The organism is Oceanobacter sp. 4_MG-2023 (genome assembly GCF_030689165.1).
Classification (GTDB): Bacteria; Pseudomonadota; Gammaproteobacteria; order Pseudomonadales; family Oceanobacteraceae; genus Oceanobacter.
In genome coordinates this window covers 46,078-70,287 of record NZ_JAUYVV010000014.1, presented here as the reverse complement: position 1 = coordinate 70,287, position 24,210 = coordinate 46,078, and the positions used below count along the sequence as shown (strand labels likewise).

The 24,210-nt window shown below is 55.3% G+C and carries 21 protein-coding genes; 14 read left to right on the top strand and 7 right to left on the bottom strand.

The features are described from left to right. Window positions 1-16 precede the first annotated feature (16 nt). Window positions 17-3,514 carry a PAS domain-containing hybrid sensor histidine kinase/response regulator gene (locus Q8W24_RS11280; RefSeq protein ID WP_305475336.1) on the top strand — a complete coding sequence of 1,166 codons (3,498 nt, stop codon included), beginning with the start codon at window positions 17-19 and terminating at the stop codon, window positions 3,512-3,514. Window positions 3,515-3,572: 58 nt separating this feature from the next. Here the strand turns inward: Q8W24_RS11280 and Q8W24_RS11275 are convergent, their stop codons facing one another. Further along, complete coding sequence (locus tag Q8W24_RS11275) at window positions 3,573-4,187, bottom strand: response regulator transcription factor (RefSeq protein ID WP_305414611.1); 615 nt, start codon at window positions 4,185-4,187, stop codon at window positions 3,573-3,575. A 496-nt stretch (window positions 4,188-4,683) separates the two neighbouring features. Between Q8W24_RS11275 and Q8W24_RS11270 the strand changes: the two genes are divergently transcribed. Beyond that, complete coding sequence (locus tag Q8W24_RS11270) at window positions 4,684-5,721, top strand: DcaP family trimeric outer membrane transporter (protein WP_305475335.1); 1,038 nt, start codon at window positions 4,684-4,686, stop codon at window positions 5,719-5,721. Window positions 5,722-5,832: 111 nt separating this feature from the next. On the opposite strand, the gene Q8W24_RS11265 is transcribed toward Q8W24_RS11270, so the two are convergent. Both Q8W24_RS11265 and Q8W24_RS11260 read right to left on the bottom strand, forming a co-directional pair. Further along, complete coding sequence (locus tag Q8W24_RS11265) at window positions 5,833-7,278, bottom strand: gamma-aminobutyraldehyde dehydrogenase (protein WP_305475334.1); 1,446 nt, start codon at window positions 7,276-7,278, stop codon at window positions 5,833-5,835. Window positions 7,279-7,299: 21 nt separating this feature from the next. Further along, window positions 7,300-8,217, bottom strand: a complete 918-nt coding sequence (locus Q8W24_RS11260) for a LysR family transcriptional regulator (protein WP_303434122.1) — start codon at window positions 8,215-8,217, stop codon at window positions 7,300-7,302. A gap of 432 nt (window positions 8,218-8,649) precedes the next feature. Here Q8W24_RS11260 and Q8W24_RS11255 point away from each other — a divergent pair, with 432 nt between their 5' ends. The 5 genes from Q8W24_RS11255 to Q8W24_RS11235 all read left to right on the top strand — a co-directional run bounded on the left by Q8W24_RS11255 (window position 8,650) and on the right by Q8W24_RS11235 (window position 14,210). Then, window positions 8,650-9,783: an ABC transporter substrate-binding protein gene (locus Q8W24_RS11255; protein ID WP_305475333.1), complete on the top strand. Its 1,134-nt coding sequence runs from the start codon at window positions 8,650-8,652 to the stop codon at window positions 9,781-9,783. A gap of 87 nt (window positions 9,784-9,870) precedes the next feature. After that, entirely contained in the window at window positions 9,871-10,920 is a 1,050-nt protein-coding gene (locus tag Q8W24_RS11250; protein WP_305475331.1) for an ABC transporter ATP-binding protein, read from the top strand. A gap of 1 nt (window position 10,921) precedes the next feature. After that, entirely contained in the window at window positions 10,922-11,890 is a 969-nt protein-coding gene (locus tag Q8W24_RS11245; RefSeq protein ID WP_305475344.1) for an ABC transporter permease, read from the top strand. Further along, window positions 11,880-12,689: an ABC transporter permease gene (locus tag Q8W24_RS11240; RefSeq protein ID WP_303434125.1), complete on the top strand. Its 810-nt coding sequence runs from the start codon at window positions 11,880-11,882 to the stop codon at window positions 12,687-12,689. Before Q8W24_RS11245 ends, Q8W24_RS11240 begins: the two co-directional genes overlap by 11 nt. 84 nt (window positions 12,690-12,773) lie before the next feature. Next, a complete protein-coding gene (locus Q8W24_RS11235) occupies window positions 12,774-14,210 on the top strand; it encodes a gamma-aminobutyraldehyde dehydrogenase (RefSeq protein ID WP_305475329.1) in 1,437 nt (478 codons plus the stop codon). Window positions 14,211-14,339: 129 nt separating this feature from the next. On the opposite strand, the gene Q8W24_RS11230 is transcribed toward Q8W24_RS11235, so the two are convergent. After that, window positions 14,340-14,567, bottom strand: a complete 228-nt coding sequence (locus Q8W24_RS11230) for a hypothetical protein (RefSeq protein ID WP_305475327.1) — start codon at window positions 14,565-14,567, stop codon at window positions 14,340-14,342. A 19-nt stretch (window positions 14,568-14,586) separates the two neighbouring features. Here Q8W24_RS11230 and Q8W24_RS11225 point away from each other — a divergent pair, with 19 nt between their 5' ends. The 4 genes from Q8W24_RS11225 (at window position 14,587) to Q8W24_RS11210 (ending at window position 16,824) form a co-directional block, all read left to right on the top strand. Beyond that, window positions 14,587-15,234 (top strand): cysteine hydrolase family protein, encoded by a 648-nt coding sequence (locus Q8W24_RS11225; protein WP_303434128.1) that lies wholly within the window; start codon window positions 14,587-14,589, stop codon window positions 15,232-15,234. 45 nt (window positions 15,235-15,279) lie between these two features. Continuing rightward, window positions 15,280-16,182, top strand: a complete 903-nt coding sequence (rarD, locus tag Q8W24_RS11220; RefSeq protein WP_303434129.1) for an EamA family transporter RarD — start codon at window positions 15,280-15,282, stop codon at window positions 16,180-16,182. Between the two features lie 131 nt (window positions 16,183-16,313). Then, window positions 16,314-16,568, top strand: coding sequence for a type II toxin-antitoxin system Phd/YefM family antitoxin (locus tag Q8W24_RS11215; protein ID WP_303434130.1), 255 nt, complete (start codon window positions 16,314-16,316; stop codon window positions 16,566-16,568). After that, a complete protein-coding gene (locus tag Q8W24_RS11210) occupies window positions 16,561-16,824 on the top strand; it encodes a Txe/YoeB family addiction module toxin (RefSeq protein WP_305475325.1) in 264 nt (87 codons plus the stop codon). The genes Q8W24_RS11215 and Q8W24_RS11210 overlap by 8 nt, the downstream gene beginning before the upstream one ends. Window positions 16,825-16,980: 156 nt before the next feature. Here Q8W24_RS11210 and Q8W24_RS11205 read toward each other — a convergent pair whose 3' ends face one another. Then, entirely contained in the window at window positions 16,981-18,318 is a 1,338-nt protein-coding gene (locus Q8W24_RS11205; protein WP_305451749.1) for an aminotransferase, read from the bottom strand. A 200-nt stretch (window positions 18,319-18,518) separates the two neighbouring features. Beyond that, complete coding sequence (locus Q8W24_RS11200; RefSeq protein ID WP_303434133.1) at window positions 18,519-19,979, bottom strand: NAD-dependent succinate-semialdehyde dehydrogenase; 1,461 nt, start codon at window positions 19,977-19,979, stop codon at window positions 18,519-18,521. A gap of 300 nt (window positions 19,980-20,279) precedes the next feature. Between Q8W24_RS11200 and Q8W24_RS11195 the strand changes: the two genes are divergently transcribed. Continuing rightward, window positions 20,280-21,560 carry an FAD-binding oxidoreductase gene (locus Q8W24_RS11195; RefSeq protein WP_305451751.1) on the top strand — a complete coding sequence of 427 codons (1,281 nt, stop codon included), beginning with the start codon at window positions 20,280-20,282 and terminating at the stop codon, window positions 21,558-21,560. Between the two features lie 48 nt (window positions 21,561-21,608). Here Q8W24_RS11195 and Q8W24_RS11190 read toward each other — a convergent pair whose 3' ends face one another. Continuing rightward, entirely contained in the window at window positions 21,609-21,830 is a 222-nt protein-coding gene (locus tag Q8W24_RS11190; RefSeq protein ID WP_303434135.1) for a hypothetical protein, read from the bottom strand. Window positions 21,831-22,125: 295 nt separating this feature from the next. Between Q8W24_RS11190 and Q8W24_RS11185 the strand changes: the two genes are divergently transcribed. Together Q8W24_RS11185 and Q8W24_RS11180 are read left to right on the top strand one after the other, a co-directional pair. Continuing rightward, window positions 22,126-23,505 (top strand): NAD(P)-binding domain-containing protein, encoded by a 1,380-nt coding sequence (locus tag Q8W24_RS11185; protein ID WP_305475323.1) that lies wholly within the window; start codon window positions 22,126-22,128, stop codon window positions 23,503-23,505. Window positions 23,506-23,618: 113 nt separating this feature from the next. Further along, on the top strand, window positions 23,619-23,966 hold the full coding sequence (locus Q8W24_RS11180) for a cupin domain-containing protein (RefSeq protein ID WP_303434137.1): 348 nt from the start codon (window positions 23,619-23,621) through the stop codon (window positions 23,964-23,966). Window positions 23,967-24,210: the final 244 nt, after the last annotated feature.

Below are 24,210 nucleotides of genomic sequence, written 5' to 3'. Positions count from 1 at the left end.
AGCGTGAGCGTTCGTTATGGATAGCCTGATCCACCAGGTCTGGTTTGTGGGTGGGCTGTCGCTGATGTACGTCGGCTTTTTGTTTGTGATCGCGATATGGGGATCACACTGGATGCGGCCTTCCTGGCAGCCGTATGTCTACAGCCTGACACTGGCGATTTTCTGCACCAGCTGGGCATTTTACGGCACCGTACAGCAAGCGCTGACCCATGGCTGGATTCTGGCTCCGACCTACACCGGCGCCATTATTCTGATTACCATCGGCTGGAAGGTCATGGACCGCATCATCCAGATTGCCCGCCAGGAAAACAGCACCACCATTTCGGATTTTATTTCCGCCCGCTTTGGCCACAGTCGCGGCGTTGGCATTCTGGTGGCCTTGTTATGTTTGCTTGGCGTAGTGCCCTATATCGCGCTGCAGCTCAAAGCGGTGTCGGCCAGCTTCCAGCTGGTTACCCTGACCAGCTCGGTGGAGCTGCGCTGGTTCAGCGACCCGACGCTGATTATTGCGGGGATCATGGCGGTTTTCAGTATCTTGTTTGGTACCCGAACGGTCGACTCCAGCGAAAGCCATCAAGGCATGATGCTGGCCATTGCCTTTGAATCCCTGGTCAAACTGGTGGCCTTGATGGCAGTGGGATTGTTTGCCGTCTATGGCCTGTACGACGGTTTTGCGGATCTGGTCAGTACTGCGATGGCTGACCCATTGATTGCGCAGACCCTGACCGATTATGCCGATCCCAGTGTTTATCTGACCCATGCCTTGCTGGGAGCCATTGCCATTATTGCCTTGCCACGTCATTTTCACGTGGCGGTTGTCGAGTACCGTTCACAACGGGATATCCGGGCGGCACGCTGGATGTTTCCGCTGTATTTGCTGGCAATCAACCTGTTTTTGTTACCGCTGGGGCTGGCGGCAACGCTGAACCAGGACATGCTGGAATCCTTCACCTATATCACGCTGGAATTACCGCTGGCTTTTCAGCAGGAATGGCTGGCGCTGCTGGCTTACATTGGCGGTTTGTCCGCCGGTACCTCGATGGTGATTATTTCTTCCATCACGCTGGCGACCATGGTGTGTAATGAAATTGTCTTGCCGATTCTGATCCGGCTGGGCTGGCAGGGTAACGGGACAGGCATCAAATCCCGGGTGTTGCTGATTCGTCGGGTGGCGATTGTGGGCGTGCTGGCGCTGGCGTTTGTGTATTACCGGCTGTTGTCGCAATTTCATAATCTGTCGGAAATCGGCTTGCTGGCGTTTGTGGCCATCGCCCAGTTTGCCCCCGCCATCCTGATCGGCATGATCTGGCACGGTGCCAACCGGATGGGAGCCTACTGGGGTATTGGTACCGGTTTTGCCGTCTGGTCGTACACCCTGTTTCTGCCGGTTGCATCGAGTATGGGCTGGGGCGATCCGTCCCTGCTGGATGGCCCGTGGGGACTGGCATTCTTACAACCCCATGGCCTGTTGGGGCTGGGGGAATTAAACCCGATTGTGCATGGCACCTTCTGGAGCCTGATGCTGAATACCCTGATGCTGGTGATTGCCTCGCTCTATCACAAGCCCAGCTTTGCCGATACCGAACAGGCTCAGCGCTTTGTCTACAGTACCGCCTCGTCCGCACCGATCAATACCCGGCGTTATGCCATCCATGCCCAGGATTTGCGCGCCTTGTTGCAGCGTTTTATTAACCCGGCCAAGGTCAGTGCGTTTTTTGAGGATTTCAGCAATCCGCTGACAGGACGGATTCTGCACCGCGGCGAAGTGGATGAAGCCATGCTCAAAGAAGCCGACCGCTTGCTCAGTTCGGTGGTTGGACGCAAAGGCTCGGCGCTGCTGCTACGTAATCTGGTCGAAGATGGCACCGGCCAGTACACCACATTGAACAACCTGGTTGAGGAAGTTTCCGAGGTGGTGCTGTTTAACCGGGATCTGCTCAACTCCATTCTGCACAGCCTCAATCAGGGCATCACCGTGGTCGACGAGCATTTAACGCTGGTGGCCTGGAACCAGAGTTTTGCCAGCCTGTACGGTTTCCCTCAAGGGCACTTGTACGTTGGCCAGTCGGCGGAGGCACTGCTGGGGCATATTGCCCGTTCCGGCGGCTATGGCGACCAGGACGTTGATGCCATCGTCGCGCAACGCTTCAAGGAATTACGCCAGCGCGAGAAGCTGCACTATGTGCGCAAAACCCGGGACGGCCGTTCGATTGAACTGAGTGGCACCCCGATTGGCGACAGCCTCTACATCACGGTGTACAGCGACATTACCGAGTATCGTCATATTGAAGAGCAGCTGCGCAGCGCCAACGAAGTACTGGAACAACGGGTCGATGAGCGCACCCACAAGCTCACCGAGCTGAACCATGACCTGCAAAAAGCCAGCCGCAACAAAACCCGCTTTCTGGCGGCAGCCGGGCATGATCTGGTGCAACCGCTCAACTCCGCATCGCTGTTTTCAGCATCGATCCTGAACAAACTGGAACGCCGGCAACTGAGCAGCCCGGGGCTGGTGGAAGAAATCATGCCGGTGGCGCAGCATCTCGACCAGTCGCTGCATTCGGCCGAATCGCTGCTGAATGAATTATTGGAAATTTCCAAGCTCGATGCCGATATCGTCCGCCCGCGCCGTCAGGAGTTTGAATTGGATCAGATGCTGGACTCACTGGTGGAAGAATTTCGCCCGCTGGCAGCCCAGAAAGGCATTGAACTGCACTATGTCCGCAGCCGCATCGGCGTGGACTCAGACCCGGTGTTACTGCGTCGCATCATCCAGAACCTGCTGAGTAACGCCCTGCGGTATACGCGGACAGGCCGGATTCTGGTCGGCAGTCGTCGCCGGCAACAGCAGGTATTAATACAGGTGTTAGATACCGGCATTGGTATCCCGGCCCATGAACTGGATATGATTTTTGAGGAATTTCACCGGTTGGCAGCCGAACGCACTGGTGCAGACACCGACATGCACACCCCCGCCAACACCAAAGGGCTAGGGCTGGGGCTATCGATTGTACGGCGTTTGTGTTTACTGCTGGATCATCCGATACAGGTTATCTCAGAACCGGGCCGAGGCAGCTGTTTCAGCGTATCCATTCCGACAACCATCGCCCCATTGGCATCCATCACACCAGAAGAAAACACCCAGAATACCCGTGGCTCCGGATTGATACTGTGTGTCGATAACGAGCAGCAAATCATCGACGGCATGGCGATGCTACTGGGAGACTGGGGCTATCAGGTGGTTACAGCCAGTAGCTTTAACAGAGCACGCAAAGCGTTAGCCGGGGAAATCCCGGATCTGGTGATTATCGATTACCACCTGGACCAGGGAGTGACCGGGCTGGACGTGATGGCCGGTTTCAGCCAGGTATGGCAGCAACCAGTACCCTGTCTGGTTATTACTGCCGACTATACCGATGAGGTAAAACAGGGCATTGAGGAACTGGGCTTTATGCTATTGCGAAAACCGGTAAAACCAATGGCATTACGGGCCTTGTTACATAAAATGTTGTAGCAGACCGTGACTTTATGGTTATGGCTTATTGCCAGAACCCGTTTGCTGTCGATCTCGATCAGTCTGGTATTTCCAGCTGCTGTACAATAAGTGCTGCCTGGGTGCGATTATTGATATTAAGCTTTCGAAATATATCGCTGATATGAGATTTGACAGTTGTTTCCTTGATATTAAGAGTGTAGCCAATTTGTTTGTTTAATGCCCCCTCAGCAATCAGTTGTAATACGCGCAGCTGCTGTGGTGTCATTTGGCTCAGGCGGGCCGTTGTATCATCTTGCGGTTGACCGGTAAATTCCGGAAAACTCAGTTTACCTTCCATAACCTGTGCCAGCGCCTGGCTGATACCGGCGATGGTTGACGACTTCTGGATATAACCCAGTGCCCCCAGCTGGCGTACCTGCTCGATCACCATCCGGTCCTCGCTGGCACTGACAATCACAATCGCCAGTTGTGGAAACTCCGCCCGCAGCCGCATCAAGCCCATCAGACCGGTATTTCCCGGCATTCGCAGATCCAGCAACAGAAGATCAATGGCTTGCTGCCCTGCGGTCTGCAGCACCTGGTAAAAGTCCTCGCATTCACTGCTGCTACAGGCAATGCCGGTTTCATCCAGAGCATCGCTCAGCGCTCGACGGAAGAGCGGGTGATCATCGGCAATCAGAACCTGATACATGGGTTTATCCCTGTTTTTATCGTTATGCGCTCGAATCTACTCCCGGCTTTCCAGATCAAGCAAGTGTTTACCGCCTCAAAGTGCCCCATCACCTACTAAAGTAGGGCGACTATAGCAGGACGACCATTGCAGGATAAACTCAGAAACTATTCATATTAACAAATCAACCACCGGGCTATTAATAAACAAAACCAAACAATATACCAGCAATCAGTACTTTGGCAGGAGATTTGATTATCCAGCAACTGCCATCGCAGCCACTATCGCAACCACCAATACAAACAGATCATATTCCTGGTTTTATTCCTACTATTTTACGGGATACCCATTGCAAGCCCTTGGATATAGTTTTTTAACCCTTGTAGCGCTGGCATGGCCAGAACGACCAATATCTGCAACGGCAATAAAAAATATAAAATAACCAACAGCAGGACATATCATGCACAAACACAACAAGAGTGGATGGCTCCCGGTAACCGTCTTGGCCACAGCCTCCATGGCAGTATCACCCCTGACTCAGGCTGATATCGACAGTAGCAACAGTTTCAGCGGCTATGTCAAAACCGATATTTTGTTTGATGCCGAAAACGATGCGTCTGCCAGCCACACCCGTAACCAATCACTGATTACCCTGAACGAAAACGAGGCAGAAAACGAAGAAGGCGACCTGAATATGTCATCGCTGGAATCCCGCCTCAAATTTGCCCACACCAGCACAGGTACTCCCGTTGGGAATCTTAAAGCCGTCATCGAGGGCGATTTTTTCTCTGGGTCCTCCAGTGTTTTTAACCTGCGCCACGCTTATCTGCAGCAGGATAATCTGACCATTGGCCGCACCTGGAGCACCTTTATGGATCTTGGTGCCCTGGCCGAAACCGCCGACTTTGGTGGCCCGGCCGCGCGGATCTTCTCGCGTAAATCACTGGTTCGATACACCATCCCCATGGGCAACAACACGCTGGAACTGGCCGCTGAACAGCCAATAAACTCCGAAGACCCGGATGTTCCGGACCTGGTCGCAAAATACACCACCAAAACCGGGTTTGGGCACCTGAGTGCTGGCATTCTGATGCAAAAAATCAATGTTGGTGACGAAGTCAAGGACGACAGCGCCATGGCGTTTGCTGGCCGATTCTCTGGCCGCATCAATATCGCCGACGATAACCTCAAGTTTTCCCTGATTTCAGGTAGCGGCCTTGGTGGCTATATGAACTTTGGCGACGTGGCCGCCTACGATTTCAGTGGCGACAGCCTGGAGTTATCCAAACAGACCGGCGTCAAACTGGCCTATCAGCATGTATTCTCTCCTTCTCTGCGCTCAACACTGCGGCTAGCCAAAACCACAGCAAGCCTCGATGGCAACGACATGGGCGACTTCTCATCCATGCACCTGAATCTGGTTTACAACGCCTACCAGCCGCTGAAGTACGGTGTTGAACTCATCAAGGCGACCAAAAAACAGGCTGAAGGGAATACCTTTACTGAAGACCTGAAACTGAATCGCTTGCATATGTTTGCCAAACTGGCGTTCTGAAGCCTGCAGGAAATAACCGCGATATAGCCCCCACGCCCGTGGGGGTGTTGCCAATATACCAACCCTCTTGCCGTCACCACACGGCTTGTCGCAGAGTAGCCAAACCATCCATCACGACCGATGACTCAGCATGATGTGGCGGGCCACGGAAAACTCTTCCAGTGCGCTGGCGGAGAGGTCTTTGCCATAACCGGAGCTTTTCAGGCCGCCGTGGGGCATTTCGCTGGGGAGTATAAAGTGGTTATTGATCCAGGTGGTGCCGTATTCGAGCTGACTGGCGGTGGCCATGGCGCGGCCGATATGCCCGGACCAGACCGATGAGGCCAGGGCGTATTCGGAATCGTTGGCCCAGTCGATGGCTTGTTGTGTGGTTGGGCAAGAGGTGACGGAGACCACTGGGCCGAAGACTTCCCGGCGGACTATTTCATCGTCGTGGCGAGCACCGGCCAGCAAGGTCGGCTGGTAATAAAAGCCGGGGCCTTCCGGTATCTGTCCACCTGCCAGCAGCTGGATATGGGGTTGTTCGAGCGCCCGTTCGACAAAGCTGGCGACGCTGTTGCGCTGGCGCTGGCTGATCAGCGGGCCAAGATCATTGCAACGGTCGTCGGCCTGGTTAAAGGTCAGCGAGGCGACTTTCTCTGCCAGTGCTTCAATCAGCGGCTGATAAATACGGGCGTCAGCGTAAATATGGCAAGCGGCGGTGCAGTCTTGCCCGGCGTTGTAGTAGCCATAGCGCCCCACCCCTTCAACCACCGCATCGAGGTTGGCGTCTGCCAGCACAATCACCGGGGCTTTGCCGCCCAGTTCCAGATGCGTGCGTTTGATTGAGCGCCGCGCCGCCTGCAAGACTTTTTGTCCGGTAGAGATATCACCGGTCAGAGATACCATGCGGACATGTCGGTGGTTGATCAGCTGGCTGCCGACGCTGTCGCCGCGCCCCAACACTATATTGACGACACCGGGCGGCAGTACCGCATCCAGAATATCGGCCAGGACCAGCGCCGTCAGTGGCGTTTGTTCCGACGGTTTGAATACCATGGTGTTGCCTGCGGCGATCACCGGGGCAATTTTCCAGGCGGCCATCATCAGCGGGTAGTTCCAGGGGGCGATGGCCGCCACCACACCAATCGGGTCACGGCGAATCATGCTGGTGTGGCCGGGCAGGTATTCACCGGCAGCCGGGGCGGACTGGCAACGTACTGCCGCGGCAAAAAAGCGGAACACATCGGCAGTGGCCAGTACGTCGTCTTCGGCCACCTGATGCAAGGGTTTGCCACAATTCAGTGCTTCCAGTTGCACCAGTTCCATGGCGCGGGCATCGATACCGGCGGCGATGGCCAGCAACATGGCCGCCCGTTCGCCGGGGCTGGTCTGGCGCCATATCCTGGCAGCCTGACGGGCAGCGGCTACAGCAGCATCAACCTGCTCGGCAGATGCCTGTGGCAAGTTGATCAATAACTCACCGCTACGCGGGTTGATGACGGCTTCAGCCTCTCCATCTCCGGCCATACGCTGACCCTGTATCAGGATATTGGTCGGCAGCTTGTTGGCATTCATGGCTTCTCTCCCGGCTGGTCGTCAGCTGTTGGCGTGGTTATGGCGTACCGGCAGGGATTCCCGGGCCACTGGCAGGAACAGGTCAATCAGTGGATTACGGGCACCTCCACGCCGCCAGGCCAGTCCGATATCGAGGGTTTCTGATACTTCGGTGATACGACGGGCCTCGACGGTATCACCTTCGACTGACCACGGCCGGTAGGTCATATCAGGCATCAGCGCCACTCCCATACCCGCAGATACCAGACTGCGCACCGCTTCTACCGAGGCGCTGCGCAGGCTGACGGTGGGCTTGCTGTCGGCCTGCGCCCAGAGGTTACGAATACGTTGTTCCATCTCATCGACGTTAAGCAGAATCAGCGGCTCATGCAGTAAATCCTTGAAGCCAATACTGTCGAGCTGCAGCAGTTCGTGATCGGGCGGTAACCAGAGACGGTAATGGGAAAAGGTCAGTACTTCGGTATTCAGGGCGCTGAGGTATTTGAGATTCGACAGGATCAACACCCCGACATCGATCTCACCACTGACTAACAGATGCTCGATATAGTCCCGGTCATCTTCAACCACCCGTAATTTGACGCGGTGATAAATGCGCTGGAAGCGCGCCAGCAGATCAGCCAGATAATATCCGGCGACCAGACTGGTCACGCCGATGGTCAATTCACCGGTTACGGTTTCGGTACTTTGTTGCAGGCTGCGCCGGGCGTTGTCTACCGATGCCAGCACCAGATGTGCCTGACGCAAAAACTGGTGGCCCTGGTGCGTCAGCTCCATGCCCTTGGCGTGCCGACTGAACAGGGTGACGCCGAGGTCATCTTCCAGCTGTTTGATGGCGGTGGTGAGGGTCGACTGGGAAATCGGCACCGCCTGGGCCGCCGCCGATACCGACCCGGTTTCGGCAATGGCTATAAAGTATCGGATCTGGCGCAGGCTCATCATGGTAAAACAGGTGCTCCGCGAGGTGTTGTCCAAGGGCGGTCATGGTTGCGTTGGGCATATTTTCTGTACATGTCTTCCGGGCATATATTCATTGTTAGCAATGTCACTCACACCCGCGGTAGCTGCCGGGTCCTGATGGCGGTGACTAACGTCCGTCCGTCATCTGCGCCAGACAAGGGTTTTCCTGTAAATACCGGGGCTTACGCCAGTATTAACAATCTGTTTTGGATATACCACTGCTAAGTTTTTCGTAGCTATCGTTTTTTCAGAAGGCTTCTTTCTTAATTAACAATTGGAGCCAGATAAACCCCTCGCTTTAGCCTGAGGCTCTCGTTGCATCCCGTTCCACAGCTTCCGCCATCCGTAGCGGCGCTCGGGACACGACGCTAAACCGGCGCAAGCCTTCCATACGTTCAGGCAGAGGAAAACCCCATGGCAACACGTCATCTGATACTCAGCACCTTGTTGGCTGGCAGCGCACTGACTGCGCTGGCTGGCTCCCAGGGAGAAGGCCGCGTCGATATTATCGCCTGGCCCGGCTACATTGAACGCGGCGATACCGACCCCGCCTATGACTGGGTCAGCGGCTTTGAGCAGTCCACCGGTTGTTCCGTCAATGTCAAAACCGCAGCGACCTCGGACGAAATGGTCAGCCTGATGGCCAAGGGCGGTTACGATCTGGTAACGGCATCCGGTGATGCTTCGTTACGACTGATTTACGGCAAGCGGGTACAACCAATCGACACCAGCAAGATCAAGGCCTGGAGCAGTATCGACCCACGGCTGCAAAACGCGCCCTGGTTTACCCTTGATGGCAAACACTACGGCGTGCCCTTCCAGTGGGGTCCCAACCTGATGATGTACAACACCGATGTATTCAAACAGGCACCGGACAGCTGGAGTGTGGTGTTTGAAGCCACGACCCTGCCCGATGGCCAGTCCAACAAGGGTCGGGTGCAGGCCTATGACGGTGCCATCTATCTGGCCGATGCCGCGCTGTACCTGAAGTCTGCCCGCCCGGAACTGGGTATCAAGGACCCGTACGAACTGAACAAAACCCAGTACAGCGCGGTACTGGCGCTATTACGCACGCAACACAGCCTGATCCATCGTTACTGGCACGACTACAACGTGCAGATGAGCGATTTCAAGAACGAAGGCGTTGTGGCCTCCAGCAGCTGGCCTTTTATGGCCAATATCCTGATCGCAGAAGGTGCCCCGGTAGCCACGGCGTTTCCGCAGGAAGGGGTAACTGGCTGGGCTGACACCACCATGTTGGCTACGGATGCGGCCCATCCGAACTGTGCTTACGAGTGGCTCAACTGGTCGATCACCCCCAAATTGCAAGGTGACCTGGCGTCCTGGTTTGGTTCCGTTCCGGCAGTGCCCGCCGCCTGTGATAACAATGCACTGCTGGGTGCCGAAGGTTGCACAACCAATGGGATGGATAACTTCGACCAGGTGTTTTTCTGGAAAACGCCAACCTCCAACTGTAGCAGTCAGGGCAGCTGTGTTTCCTACAGCCGCTGGACCCGGGATTACATCGCCATTATGGGCGGCCGCTGAGCCTGCGCAGTACAAGCGCCGTATGAATACAGGTTGACTGCCGGGCCTGCTGGCCCGGCAATGCGTTCACAGGACACGATATATTTTATGAATACCGCTGTTGAGTTTTGCCAAACCAGCCGCTGCTTCGGCGATGTCCGGGCAGTTGATCAGGTCTCGCTGAAAATTGCAGAAGGCGAGTTTTTTTCCATGCTGGGGCCTTCGGGTTCCGGCAAAACCACCTGCCTGCGGCTGATTGCCGGATTCGAGCAACCGGACGATGGCCATGTCATCATTCATGGCCGCGACGCTACCGGGCTTCCGCCGTACCAGCGTAACGTCAATACGGTGTTTCAGGACTACGCCCTGTTTCCCCATATGAACGTGCTCGACAACATTGCCTATGGGCTGATGGTCAAGGGCGTCAATAAAAAAGAGCGCCAGCATCGCGCCGCCGAAGCGCTGGATATGGTGGCGCTGGGGCAGTATGGCCAACGCAAGCCGGCGCAACTGTCTGGTGGTCAGCGTCAGCGGATTGCATTGGCCCGGGCATTGGTCAATCGCCCCAGGGTGCTGCTGCTGGACGAGCCGCTGGGGGCACTGGATCTGAAATTACGCGAGCAAATGCAAGGGGAACTGAAACGGCTGCAGCGCCAGCTCGGTATCACTTTTGTGTTTGTTACCCACGACCAGACCGAGGCGCTGTCGATGTCGGATCGCGTGGCGGTGTTTAACCAGGGCCGGATTGAGCAACTGGATTCACCCCGTAATCTGTACAACCAGCCGCAAACGGCGTTTGTGGCCGGTTTTGTCGGTTCTTCCAACGTCTTGCACGGTGCACTGGCGCAGCAATTGTCGGGAAAATCCGCCGCTCTGGCGATTCGACCGGAATATATTTCGATCAGACACTCCGGCTCCGCTGCTCCATCAGACACGGCATCCACCGAGCTCATCAACCTGCCCGGGGTGATTAAAGACGTGCAATATCAGGGCTCAAACACCCGTATTGAAGTGGAGCTGGAACCCGGTGTCAGCATCGCCGCCTCCGAGGCCAACAGCCTGTTGTCGAACCACACCGCACGGTTGCCGGGGCAATCGGTTCAGGTCAGCTGGAGCCGTCAGGCCATGGTGTCTTTGCGGGATAACGCGAGTGTCTGATATGACTTCAAAATCGTCACTGCCAGCGGCTGACAACAGCCCTGTTTTCACGCCGCCATCCGGGCTGCTGTATCGGGCGGCGGATCGGCTTTATCGTCGCCCCAATCTGCTGCTGGCCTTGCTGCTGCTACCGCCGCTGCTGTGGTTTGGCTCGGTGTATATTGCCTCGCTGCTGGCGCTGTTATGGCAAGGGCTGTACACCTTCGACGACTTCACCATGCTGGTGAACCATACCCTGACGCTGGAAAACTATGCCCGGCTGTTTGATCCCGCCAACTTCGACATCATCCTGCGTACCCTGCTGATGGCGCTGGCGGTCTCGGCGTTCAGTGCGATATTGGCTTTCCCGGTGGCGTATTATATGGCGCGTTACGCCAGTGGTCGTATCAAGGCCTTTTTCTATCTTGCCGTGATGCTGCCGATGTGGACCAGTTACATCGTCAAGGCTTATGCCTGGACGCTGCTGCTGGCGCAGGAAGGGGTGTCGCAGTGGTTTGTTCATCTGCTCGGTCTGACACCGTTGCTGGATGCGCTACTGGCGCTTCCCGCTGTGGGAGGCAATACGCTATCGACTTCCAGTCTCGGGCGTTTTCTGGTGTTCACCTACATCTGGTTGCCTTTTATGATTCTGCCGATTCAGGCATCGCTGGAACGCCTGCCACCGTCGCTGTTGCAGGCCTCTTCCGACCTCGGCGCTACTCCGTTCAAAACCTTCCGCCACGTTATTCTGCCGTTGTCGGTCCCGGGGATTGCCGCCGGTTCCATCTTTACCTTTTCTCTGACTCTGGGGGATTACATTGTACCGCAGCTGGTGGGACCGCCGGGCCTGTTCCTTGGCAGTATGGTGTACGTACAACAAGGGTCGATTGGCAACATGCCAATGGCCGCCGCATTTACGCTGGTGCCGATTGTGCTGATTGCGATTTATCTGTCGATTGTGAAACGTATGGGAGCTTTTGATGCACTCTGATCAACACGCCAGTGTGTGGCTGAAATGCGCCGCCTGGGGCGGTCTGGTGTTCCTGCACTTCCCCATTGTGATTATTGCGATGTATGCCTTTAACACCGAGGAGTCGGCTTTCAGCTTTCCGCCCAAGGGATTTACCCTGCACTGGTTCAGCGTCGCCTTCGGACGGGCTGATGTGCTGGAGTCGATTGGCCTGTCGCTGAAAATTGCCAGCCTTGCCACTGCGATTGCCATGGTGCTGGGCACGCTGGCAGCGGCGGCCATGTATCGCCGTTCGTTTTTCGGTAAAGACAGCATCACCCTGATGTTGATTCTGCCAATTGCCCTGCCCGGTATTATCACCGGCCTGGCACTGTTGCAGGCATTCCAGGCCATGGATATCCAGCCCGGTATCCTTACCATTGTTGTCGGCCATGCCACCTTTTGTGTGGTGATTGTTTACAACAATGTGGTGGCGCGTTTTCGGCGCACTTCCGGCAGCCTGATCGAAGCCTCGATGGATCTTGGCGCGGATGGCTGGCAGACCTTTCGCTATATCCTGTTGCCAAATCTGGGCACCGCCATGCTGGCCGGTGGCATGCTGGCATTTGCGCTGTCGTTTGATGAACTGATTGTTACCACCTTTACTGCCGGTCACGAAAAACCTCTGCCGATCTGGCTGCTGAACCAGCTGACCCGACCACGGGATGTGCCAGTCACCAACGTGGTTGCCCTGATGGTAATGCTCGCCACCATGGTGCCGGTTTTTCTGGCGTACCTCCTTACCAAGGGTGGCGATGACGTTGCCGGTAGCGGCAAATAACGAGGCAATCTTTCATGAGCACTGACCTATCCACTTTATCTGACACCTGTCCGACCTATCGTCTGAACCAAGAGGCCCAATACCATGCCCACTACCATGCTTAATAAAATGCTGATCAACGGCGAACTGATTGCTGGCGAAGGCAAGCAACTGGAAGTATTTAATCCGGCCACTGGCGAGGTACTGTGCCTGATTGCCGAAGCCACCGACGCCCAGGTCAACACCGCCGTCAGTGCCGCTGATGACGCTTTCGACAGCTGGAGCCAGCAAGCGCCCAAAGACCGCGCTTACCTGCTGCTGCAATTGGCCGATCGTATTGAAGCCATGGGCGAAGAGCTTGCCCGCCTCGAATGTAACGACACCGGCAAACCCTTTGCCGCCATGCAGGACGACGAAATCCCGGCTGTTGCGGATGTCTTCCGCTTTTTTGCCGGTGCCTCCCGTTGTCTCAGTGGTTCCGCAGCGGCCGAATACCTGCCCGGTTTTACTTCCATGATTCGCCGTGATCCGCTCGGTGTTGTGGCTTCCATCGCGCCCTGGAATTACCCCTTGATGATGGCTTCCTGGAAGCTGGCACCCGCGCTCGCCGCCGGTAACTGTGTGGTACTCAAGCCATCGGAGCTAACCCCGCTGACCACTCTCAAGCTGGGTGAAATCATGCAGGAGATTTTCCCGGCGGGCGTCGTCAACACGGTGTTTGGCGGCGGTGCCAGCGTCGGAGCCACGCTGACCACTCACCCGGGAGTGCGTATGGTGTCGCTGACCGGCTCGATCGCCACCGGCCAGAAAATCGTGCAATCCAGCACGGAAGATATGAAACGCACCCATATGGAACTGGGTGGCAAGGCACCGGTACTGATTTTTGATGATGCGGATATCGACGACGCCGTCGAAGGTTTGCGGGCCTTTGGCTACTACAACGCCGGGCAGGACTGCACCGCCGCCTGCCGCATCTACGCCCAGAAAGGTGTGTACCAGCAGCTGGTCGATAAACTGACCGCGGCCGTCTCCACCATCAAAATCGGCAGCCAGTACGAAGACGGCACGGAAATGGGGCCGCTGGTTTCCCAGGCTCACCTCGAACGGGTGGCCGGATTTGTGGATCGCGCCCGCGAACAACCGCATATCACCATCGCCACCGGTGGCAAGATTGCCGATCGCGCAGGCTATTTCTACGAGCCGACCCTGATTGTCGGTGCCCGGCAGGAAGATGAAATCGTCCGCCGTGAAGTCTTTGGCCCGGTGGTCTCGATCACCGAATTCGACACCGAAGCCCAGGCTCTGGCCTGGGCCAACGACTCCGATTACGGCCTCGCCTCATCCCTCTGGACCGCTGACACCGGTCGTGCAGCCCGCCTCAGCGCCCGCTTGCAATACGGCTGCACCTGGGTCAATACCCATTTTATGCTGACCAGCGAAATGCCCCATGGCGGCATGAAAATGTCGGGTTATGGCAAGGATATGTCGATGTACGGCCTGGAAGATTACACCACCGTCCGTCATGTAATGATCAAGCACTGAGTTGACCAACATCCGCAGGGTTGTCTGGTGTGATGCCCTGCGAGCATTCCGATACGATCACTCCTGCCTGGCAGCGGAGGATTGATGCGAGGTTCGGCCGCGGTCACGGCATCACCTTCCCTGCCGCCATTATGCCACCACCAGAACCCGCAGGCGGTCTGCCAACACGCCTGCCACACCCTGCCTTGCCACACCCCGCCTTGCCGCATCACCAGCGCGGATCAGCCCCCAGAGATGGCCGGTTAGTACGCCCTTGCTGTCAAAGCGGATGCCAACCCTGATCCGTTTCATGTCATGGTAGCCATCGCCGCCGTGGTAAACATGGCTGCAATGCCGAATACCAGTAATCAGTGACATAGAAAGAGGTCAGCGAACCATGTTGAAAAAAGTTGAATGGGCCATTAACCCCCGGCGCACAGCGCTGATTATTGTTGATATGCAAAAGATTTTTTGCGAGCAGGACGGTGCCTTGTTTGTGCCGTCAAGCCGGGCCATTATTGCGCCCATCAAACGCCTGTCCGAATACATGCGTGCCGCGGCCATGCCAGTAATTTATTTACGCCATGTAGTGCGGGGAGATGGCTCTGACACCGGGCGTTTCCGCGACTTGTATCCAGATGCCGATGCCCAGTTTGCGCGTTCCAACCCGGCCATTGAAGTGATCGATGAGCTGCAGCCACAAGACGGTGACATTGTCGTCGACAAGTTGTTTTACAGTGGTTTTCATAACACCGATCTCGACATGATCCTGCGGATGAAAGACATCGATACCCTGATTGTCTGCGGCACGGTGACCAATGTCTGCTGTGAAACGACCATGCGGGATGGTGTACACCGCGAATACCGGATGATTGCGCTAAGCGATGCCAATGCAGCCATGCCCTATCCGGATATGGGGTTTGGTGAGGTGTCGGCAGACGAGGTACAACGCATTGCCCTGACGGCGATGGCCTACGAATTTGGTGAAGTCACCAATACTGCCGATCTGATGCAGCGTATCCATAACGCGCTGCAAAACGAATGATTAACGTCTGATACGCCCTCTGCCGACAGCGGGCATGGGAGTTTTATGTTGTTTACAGGCGTTCTGCTGTCCATTGCGGCCTCCGTGTTGTTTGGCCTGCTGTCGTATTACAGTGTGTTGTTATCGCCTCTGGATGGGCCGTCGGTCTTCGGCTGGCGGATCATTTTTTCACTGCTGATCTTTGCTTTGCTAGTGCTGTTTAGCCGCAGCAGCCAGCGTGTTTGGACCGATATCCGACGTTTGTTTGGCCGCCCCGGCAATGGCTTCTCGACCTTGCTCTGTAGCGGCCTGATTGCAATGCAACTCGCGCTGTTTGGCTGGGCACCGATGAACGGTGAAGGTCAGGCGCTGGCGATGGGGTATTTTCTGCTGCCTCTGCTTATGGTGGTGATCGGGCGCTTTCTGTATCACGAAACCATCCGTCCGTTACAAGCACTGGCGGTGACTCTGGCGCTGGCCGGGGTGCTGGCCGGATTGATATTGCATGGCCACTTTTCACCGGTATCCCTGATTGTAATGCTGGGTTTTCCACCCTATTTCATGCTCAGGAAACGGCTGGCCCTGAAAGGGTTGAGTGGTATCTTTATTGAGCATCTGGTGATGCTGCCCCCGGCCCTGATCATATTGTTTATGTGGGACTTTAATGCCGATTTTTTTGTGGCGCGGGAGGCGTCATCCTGGCCGGTACTGATCGGGCTTGGTCTACTCAGCAGTACGGCGCTGTTTTGTTATCTGGGAGCCGGGCAACGCCTGCCTTTTGCTCTGTTTGGTATGTTGGGTTATGTCGAACCGCTGTTGCTGTTTGTGGTGGCCTTGCTGTTGGGTGAGCCCTTTGTTGCAGCGGATCTGTGGATGTATGTCCCTATCTGGCTGGCGGTGCTGTTGCTGGTGCTTCATGGCGTCCGGCAGCTGGGCCGACAGCCACGGCCTGCACTACCTCGTTTCTGAAAAGCTGGATCTTTACAAAGCCGCGCGGACTGAGGGCGTGAACTGCCAAGACGAAGTTATGCACAACATTCTGTACATGTATTTATCTTCAAGCTAGACTTGTGCTATATCCTGTACAAGTGAGATACAAAATGAGAATTGTCTCTTTTACTGAAGCCCGAAATGGTCTAAAAGCCGTCTTGGACAATGTTATTAACGATGCGGATACGACTGTAATCACTCGTCGTGACTCCGAAGATGCTGTTGTAATGTCATTGGATTACTACAACAGCCTTATGGAAACTGTACATTTACTTCGCTCACCAGCGAACGCCGAACACTTAAATCGTTCAATTACGCAGTTTAAAACGGGTAAAACGACTCAGCGAGATCTTATTGATGAGTGACAGGTTATTATCATGGACTGATGAAGCCTGGAATAGTTACGTTTATTGGCAGACTCAAGACAAGAAAACCTTGAAACGCATCAATACCTTGATTACCGATGTTCAGCGTTCTCCGTTTGATGGAATTGGAAAACCGGAAGCCCTTAAAGAAAACCTTTCAGGCTTCTGGTCTCGCAGAGTAGATGATACCAATCGTTTGGTATACGCCGTGGATGATACGGCAATTATTGTTATCTCGTGTCGCTACCATTACTAATAGGTGGCAGCTAACAATCAAATGTTGGGGACACAAACACGTGGGCTGCTTCGCAGGATACCCCACGCAGCCACAAAAAAGCCCCCGCAAGCGGAGGCAAATGCTTCTGCCAGATGCCGGAGCATTGGCAATCAGGCAAGGGAATCGATGAACGATTCAGCCCTGTTTTTGTACAAACGCCAGCGTGTCGTCCAGAGCCCGGCCCATTTTATCGATGATTTCGTCGATCTGGGCTTCGGTCGTGATCAGTGGCGGACACAGCGCCAGTGATGACCCTGCCACCGGGCGACTGATCAACCCATGCTCCTGACAGGCGTTAGCTCCAAAGTAACCAACCTTGCCATCCGGGAAAGCAGCCTTGGTTTCCTTGTCCGCCACCATTTCAATGGCAGCGATCATGCCGGTACCACGCACTTCGCCCACTAACGGGTGGTCGTTGAATTCACGCAGCCGGGTTTGCAGGTAGTCACCGGTGGCTGCGGCTTTGGCAAAGAGGTTGTCGCGCTGATAGATTTCCAGGGTTTTTAATGCCACGGCACAGGCTAGCGGGTGGGCGGAATAGGTGTAGCCATGGCCAAATACGCCCAGCTTGTTGCAAGGGTCGATCATGGCTTCGTACATATCACCCCGGATCACGGAAGCTGAAATCGGCACATAAGCGGATGACAGCTGTTTGGCAAAACTCATCATATCGGGCTTGATGCCCATGGTGGTGGAGCCAAAGTCGTTGCCGGTACGGCCAAAGCCGGTGATCACTTCGTCGGCCCAGAACAGGATGTCGTATTTGTTCAGGGTGGCCTGTACTTTTTCATAATAACCGGCAGGCGGTACGATCACGCCGGAGGCGCCGGTAATCGGTTCAGCAATAAAGGCAGCGATGGTTTCCGGGCCTTCACGCACAATCATGGCTTCCAGATTGGCGACAATACGGTCAACAAACTGGCTTTCGCTTTCGCCGTCCAGCTTGCCGCGCAGGTAATGCGGTGCATCGGTGCGCAGAATCCCCATGGCCTCGACCGGCAGGTCAAAGTTGGCCTGGTTGATGGGCAACCCGGTCAGACAGGCGGCCGCAACGGTGACACCATGGTAAGAACGTTCACGGGCGATGATCTTGCGTTTTTCCGGCTTGCCGATGGCAGCAAAGTAGTAACGCAGCAGCTTGATCTGGGTGTCGTTGGCATCAGAACCGGAGCTGCCAAAAAAGACGCGGGCATTGTCGACCGGCACCATGGCGGTCAGTGTGTCTGCCAGCTGCATGCCGACATCGTGGGTTTTGCCGCTGAACATATGGGCAAACGACAGGGTTTCCATCTGTTTGGCAGCGGCTTCGATCAGTTCGGCATTATTGTAACCCAGTGAAGCGCACCACAATCCCGACATACCTTCGAGGTATTGCTTGCCCTGGTCGTCGTACACGTAGATACCGTCACCCCGAGCGATGTTCATCGTTTCGGTAGCGGCGAAGTTGGTGGTGGGGTAAATCATGTGAGACATAGCAACCTCGATATTCGTCACCCGGCTTGGCGGGATGGATGGGTAATAAGGGCGAGTTCTGCGGCAGGGCTCGTCCGCTGGTATATTGTTGTGCCTGGTTTATTGCGCCTGGTTGGATAACCGGGTCAGTGTTGGTGCTGATCCAGCGCCGGTGTGGCGACGGCTGGATAACCGTCGCCAATCGGGTCTTCAGTCCGCTGTTACAGCCCGCCGAGGCAGATCAGTTTGGTTTCGAGATAATCATCCAGCCCATACTTCGAGCCTTCGCGGCCCTGGCCGGATTCTTTCACGCCGCCAAAAGGAATGGCTTCTGAGCTGATGGCGGTTTCGTTGACACCGACCATGCCAAAATCAATGGCTTCTGAAACCCGCCAGATACGGCTCAGGTTCTGGGTAAACACATACGCTGCCAGGCCATATTCGGTGCTGTTGGCCAATGCAATCGCTTCGTCATCGGTTTCAAAGCGGAAGACGGGGGCAACCGGGCCAAAGATTTCTTCGCGGAAAACACGCATATCCGGCGTGGCATCGGCCAGAATGGTCGGTTGATAGAAGCGGCTTCCCTGCTCCGCAGGCGCACCACCAATCACTACCCGTGCCCCTTGGGCAACGGCATCTTTGACTTTTTCATCCACCCCCTGGGCGGCCTTGTCGGTAATCAACGGGCCATGGGTGGTATTGCTATCCTGACCGGCACCCAGACGGAATTCACTTACGGCCTCTGACAGACGTTCGATAAAACGGTCGTAAATACCGGACTGTACCAACAGGCGATTGGAACAGATGCAGGTCTGACCGGAATTGCGGAATTTGGAAATCAACGCGCCGTTAATGGCCTGATCCAGATCGGCATCATCAAAGATGATAATAGGGGCATTACCCCCCAGCTCCATGGAAGTGCGCTTGACGGTATCGGCGCATTGTTTCATCAGCAGCTTGCCCACCGGGGTTGAGCCGGTAAAGGTTACCTTGCGCACCAGAGGGCTACTGGTCAGTTCGTTCCCAATGGCGGGGGCATCGGAGCCGACAACCATATTGATCACCCCGGCCGGGACGCCGGCCTGTTGCGCCAGCACGCCCAGCGCCAATGCCGACAACGGGGTTTCCGCTGCCGGTTTGCAGACGATGGTACAACCCGCGGCCAAGGCCGGAGCCATTTTGCGGGCCAGCATGGCGCTGGGGAAATTCCACGGTGTAATGGCAGCCACAACACCCACCGGTTGCTTGATCACGATATTGCGGCGATCGGCTTGTGCCGCCGGAATCACATCACCATAAATACGTCGTGCTTCTTCTGCGAACCACTTGATATAGGAAGCACCATAAAGCACCTCGCCCTTGGCTTCTGCCAGCGGTTTGCCTTGTTCTGCAGTCAGGATCGACGCCAGTTCATCCACATGCTGAACCACCAGGTCGTACCAGGCTTCCAGAATCCGGCTGCGTTTGGTGGCACTGGTGGCCGACCAGCCGGGTAAAGCGGTATGAGCTGCATCAATGGCGCGGCGGGTTTCTGCCGCGCCCATATCCGCTACCGAGACCAGCGCGTCACCGGTTGCCGGATTATCGACCACCAGCGTGGTGTGCTGGTCGGCATCGACCCATGCGCCATTAATCAGTCCCTGTGTTTTTACCAGCAGGCTGTTTTGGAGTAACACATTCATAGTTTCTCGACCTGTTATTCGACTTTACGTTGTTATAGCGTGCAGAAATCTGCCAATAAATACAGCCAGATCATCGCTTATGTTGATAAAACCTTACGTATTATCGTCGCTGGGGAGTCCGGCCAGAAGCTGAGCCGCAAACCAGACCGCTCTGAAAGCTCCGGCCCATGCCTGTGGTGCTATCAAATCACTCTGGCTAACAGCAGGATATATCCCCCGGTGGGTATGGCGACCAGACAGCCGTCGCCCTATCTTGGGAGCATCGGGCCAGCCCCTCAATCCGCCCCAGAGAGACCTACGATGACAGCCACCTATCCTTCTTCATATTATGCTGCCTCGGCCAATCCACAGCCGCAACGTCCAGCCCTGCATGACCATATCACCGCCGATGTCTGCGTCATTGGTGCGGGTTACACCGGCCTGTCGACAGCGTTACATCTGGCTGAGCGCGGCTTTTCTGTTGTGGTTCTGGAAGCCAGCCGTATCGGCTTTGGGGCCTCCGGTCGTAACGGCGGCCAGATTGTTCACAGCTATAGCCGCGACATGGATTTTATTGCCCAGCATTACGGCCAGAAAACGGCCAATGCCATGGGCAAGATGGCGTTTGAGGGTGGGCAGATTATTCGCCGTCTGGTCAAGCAGTACGATATTCAGTGTGATCTCAAGGACGGCGGTATTTTTGCGGCCTGCAACCCGAAACAACTGCGCGAACTGGAAGCCAAAAAAGCCCTCTGGGAGCAGCACGGTCATCAACAGATGGAGATGCTCGATGCCCACCAGGTGCAGGAATATGTTGGTACCGAGCGCTACACCGGGGCCTTGCTGGATCATAGTGGTGGCCATATTCATCCGCTGAATCTGGCGCTGGGTGAGGCGGCGGCGATTGAATCAATGGGGGGCCGGCTCTTTGAAGACTCGCCAGTGATTGATGTCCAGCAAGGCAACCCGGCGGTGGTCAAAACCGCACAAGGGCAGGTAACGGCCAATTTTGTGATGGTGGCAGGCAATGCCTATCTCAATGGCCTGCTGCCGAAGCTGCAACAAAAAGCCATGCCCTGTGGCACCCAGGTGATTACCACAGCACCACTCAGTCCGGCGTTGCAGCGTCAGCTGTTGCCGGGGGATCACTGTGTTGAAGACTGCAATTATCTGCTGGATTATTTCCGCCTCAGTGGTGATGGCCGACTGATTTATGGCGGTGGTGTCACCTATGGCGCGCGGGAGCCTGACAAGGTGGAAGCGTTGATTCGCCCCAAAATGCTGAAAACCTTTCCGATGCTGAAAGACGTCAAGATTGACTATGCCTGGACCGGTAACTTCCTGTTGACGCTGATGCGGCTGCCGCAATTTGGTCGAATTGGCGACAATGTCTACTACGCTCAAGGCTACAGCGGCCATGGCGTTACCTCGACACACCTTGCCGGAGAATTGATCGCCAGTGCGATTCAGGGCCAGGCAGAACGTTTTGATGTGATGGCCAGCTTGCCGCAATACCCGTTCCCGGGCGGCCGTCTGATGCGTATTCCTTACACCGCCATGGGTGCCTTTTATTACGACATGCGAGACAAACTGGGGATCTAGCGACTCCAAACCACTGCCGCCCATTAAGCGGCAGTGGGCGGGTAATGCTTAATAACTTGAATTAGGCGCAGAGTCCGGATTGATTTCCCCATCCACTTCGTCTGGATCCACTCCGTTTTCCAGCAATATCTCCCTGACAGCCGCGATTTGATCCAGCACTATCTGGTAGCGATCGCCGTATTCATACTTTGTAACCTCTATGGCTTTTGGCATATAGGTAAAGGCTATCTTGAACGCATACAGTGCCGGTTCACTCATTTTATCGCTCATACAACATACCTCTTCAAATCCATTGTCATGTCTGCGGCTACCCGTATTGCCGCTGCAGACGTTACCTGGCACGGTCAGTCTGCTACCCTGAACGCCTGTTAATAACAATACGCTCAAAATACTAAGGCAATATCATCAGCAACTACAACAGCAAAACGGCGACTTTTGCCCGTCACTTACCCCAACCTAACCCTGACCTAACCCCTTTTGCGTACCCTCACGGGGGAATACCCCTGATGCATCAATCGTCATAAATTTTTCCCCACAATAATTTTTCTGTAGCAGGAGAAAAGACATGACTCAACGCGTTGCGATTATTGGCGCTGGCCCAAGCGGCCTGGCCCAACTCCGAGCCTTTCAGTCCGCCCAGTCCAAAGGTGCCGACATCCCTGAACTGGTTTGTTTCGAAAAACAATCCGACTGGGGCGGCCAGTGGAACTACACCTGGCGCACCGGTCTGGATGAGAACGGCGAACCCGTGCCCAGCTCCATGTACCGCTATCTGTGGTCCAATGGCCCGAAAGAAGCACTGGAATTTGCCGACTACAGCTTTGATGAACACTTTGGCAAACCCATTGCCTCCTACCCACCACGTGAAGTGCTGTGGGACTACATCAAGGGTCGAGTGGAAAAAGCCGATGTCCGCAAGTACATCCGTTTCAACTCCCCGGTTCGTCATATTGAATACAACAAAGCCGACGACAACTTCACCATCTCGGTTCACGACCACAATAACGACACCGTATACGAAGAAGTTTTTGACTTTGTGGTAGTGGCCAGCGGTCACTTCTCAACCCCATTTGTACCGGAATACCCAGGCTTCGAAAGTTTTGGCGGCCGTATTCTGCACGCTCATGACTTCCGCGATGCACTGGAATTCAAAGACAAGGACATCCTTGTTGTTGGCTCCAGCTACTCTGCTGAAGACATCGGTTCCCAGTGTTACAAATACGGCGCTCGCTCTATTACTTCCTGCTACCGCAGTGCGCCGATGGGTTACAAATGGCCAGCCAACTGGGAAGAAAAACCGGCCATGACCCACGTTGAAGGCAACACCGTGTTCTTTTCTGATGGCAGCAGCAAACAGGTCGATGCCATTATTCTGTGTACCGGTTACCTGCACTCGTTCCCGTTCCTGCCAGAAGAGCTGCGCCTGAAAACCAACAACCGCCTGTGGCCTCTGGGTCTCTACAAAGGCGTCGTCTGGGAAGAAAACACCAAGTTGTTCTACCTCGGCATGCAAGACCAGTGGTACAGCTTCAATATGTTTGATGCCCAGGCCTGGTACACCCGTGACGTCATCATGGGCCGTATTCCTTTACCATCGAAAGCAGAGATGGAAGCACACAGTGCCCAGTGGCGTGAAAACGAGCTCAAGCTGGAAACCGACAAGGAAAACTACGAGTTCCAGGGTGCCTATATTCAGGATCTGATCGACGATACCGATTACCCGAGCTTTGATATTCCGGCGGTGAACGAGACGTTCCTGATCTGGAAGAAACACAAGAAGCAAGACATCATGACCTTCCGTGATTATTCCTTCCCGTCAGTAATGACCGGCACGCCGTCTCCGGCTCACCACACGCCGTGGTTGTATGCCCTGGACGACTCCCTTGAGGCTTACCTCAACGACGAACCCAAGCCCGAAGAAATCAAGCGCGCTGCTGGGGAATAATTCCTCAGCTTGCCCTCTCTGGCACCACGGTGGCAGAGAGGATTTGCCCAAGCCGTTTGTTCTATCCCTGCGCGCCATGCGCATCTTTGTCAGATTCCATCGAGGCCCATACCATGACTGTTACCAAGATTCCTGCACCTTCCGTTGAGGTAATCACCGACGACCTGGCCGGTTGGTCCAAGGTCGAAGGCAATCCCACCATGAAAACCTGGATTGAATACACCTCCCCGGATGAATCCATGATCGCCGGTTGGTGGGAAGCCACCCCGGGCACCTATTACGCTGAATACGCTGGCTGGGAATTTATCCACGTCATTGAAGGCAAGGCCATCATCACCCCGGATGGCGGTGAAGCGGTTGAAATCGGCGCTGGTGATGCCGTGACTCTGGAGGCCAACTTCAAAGGCCATTGGAAAATCATTGAGCCAATCAAGAAGCACTTCACCATCAAACTGAAGTAACGCCACACCGTACGTATCCCCGCCAATCCGGCCCTCTGGCCCGATATGGATTAGCGGGGATCGCCAGCCCATCCCGCTTTCCTGTCTCTTGCCTGCCTCTTGCCTGATTATTCCCTGCCTCTTCCCACCCTCGGATCGTCTCTGCTACATTTGAGTGCCTGATCAATAACCCCATGCACCACTGCCAAGCATGCTCGACCGAACCCGGTTCCACCCTGGCGCTTTTGCATCCCGAACGACCTGA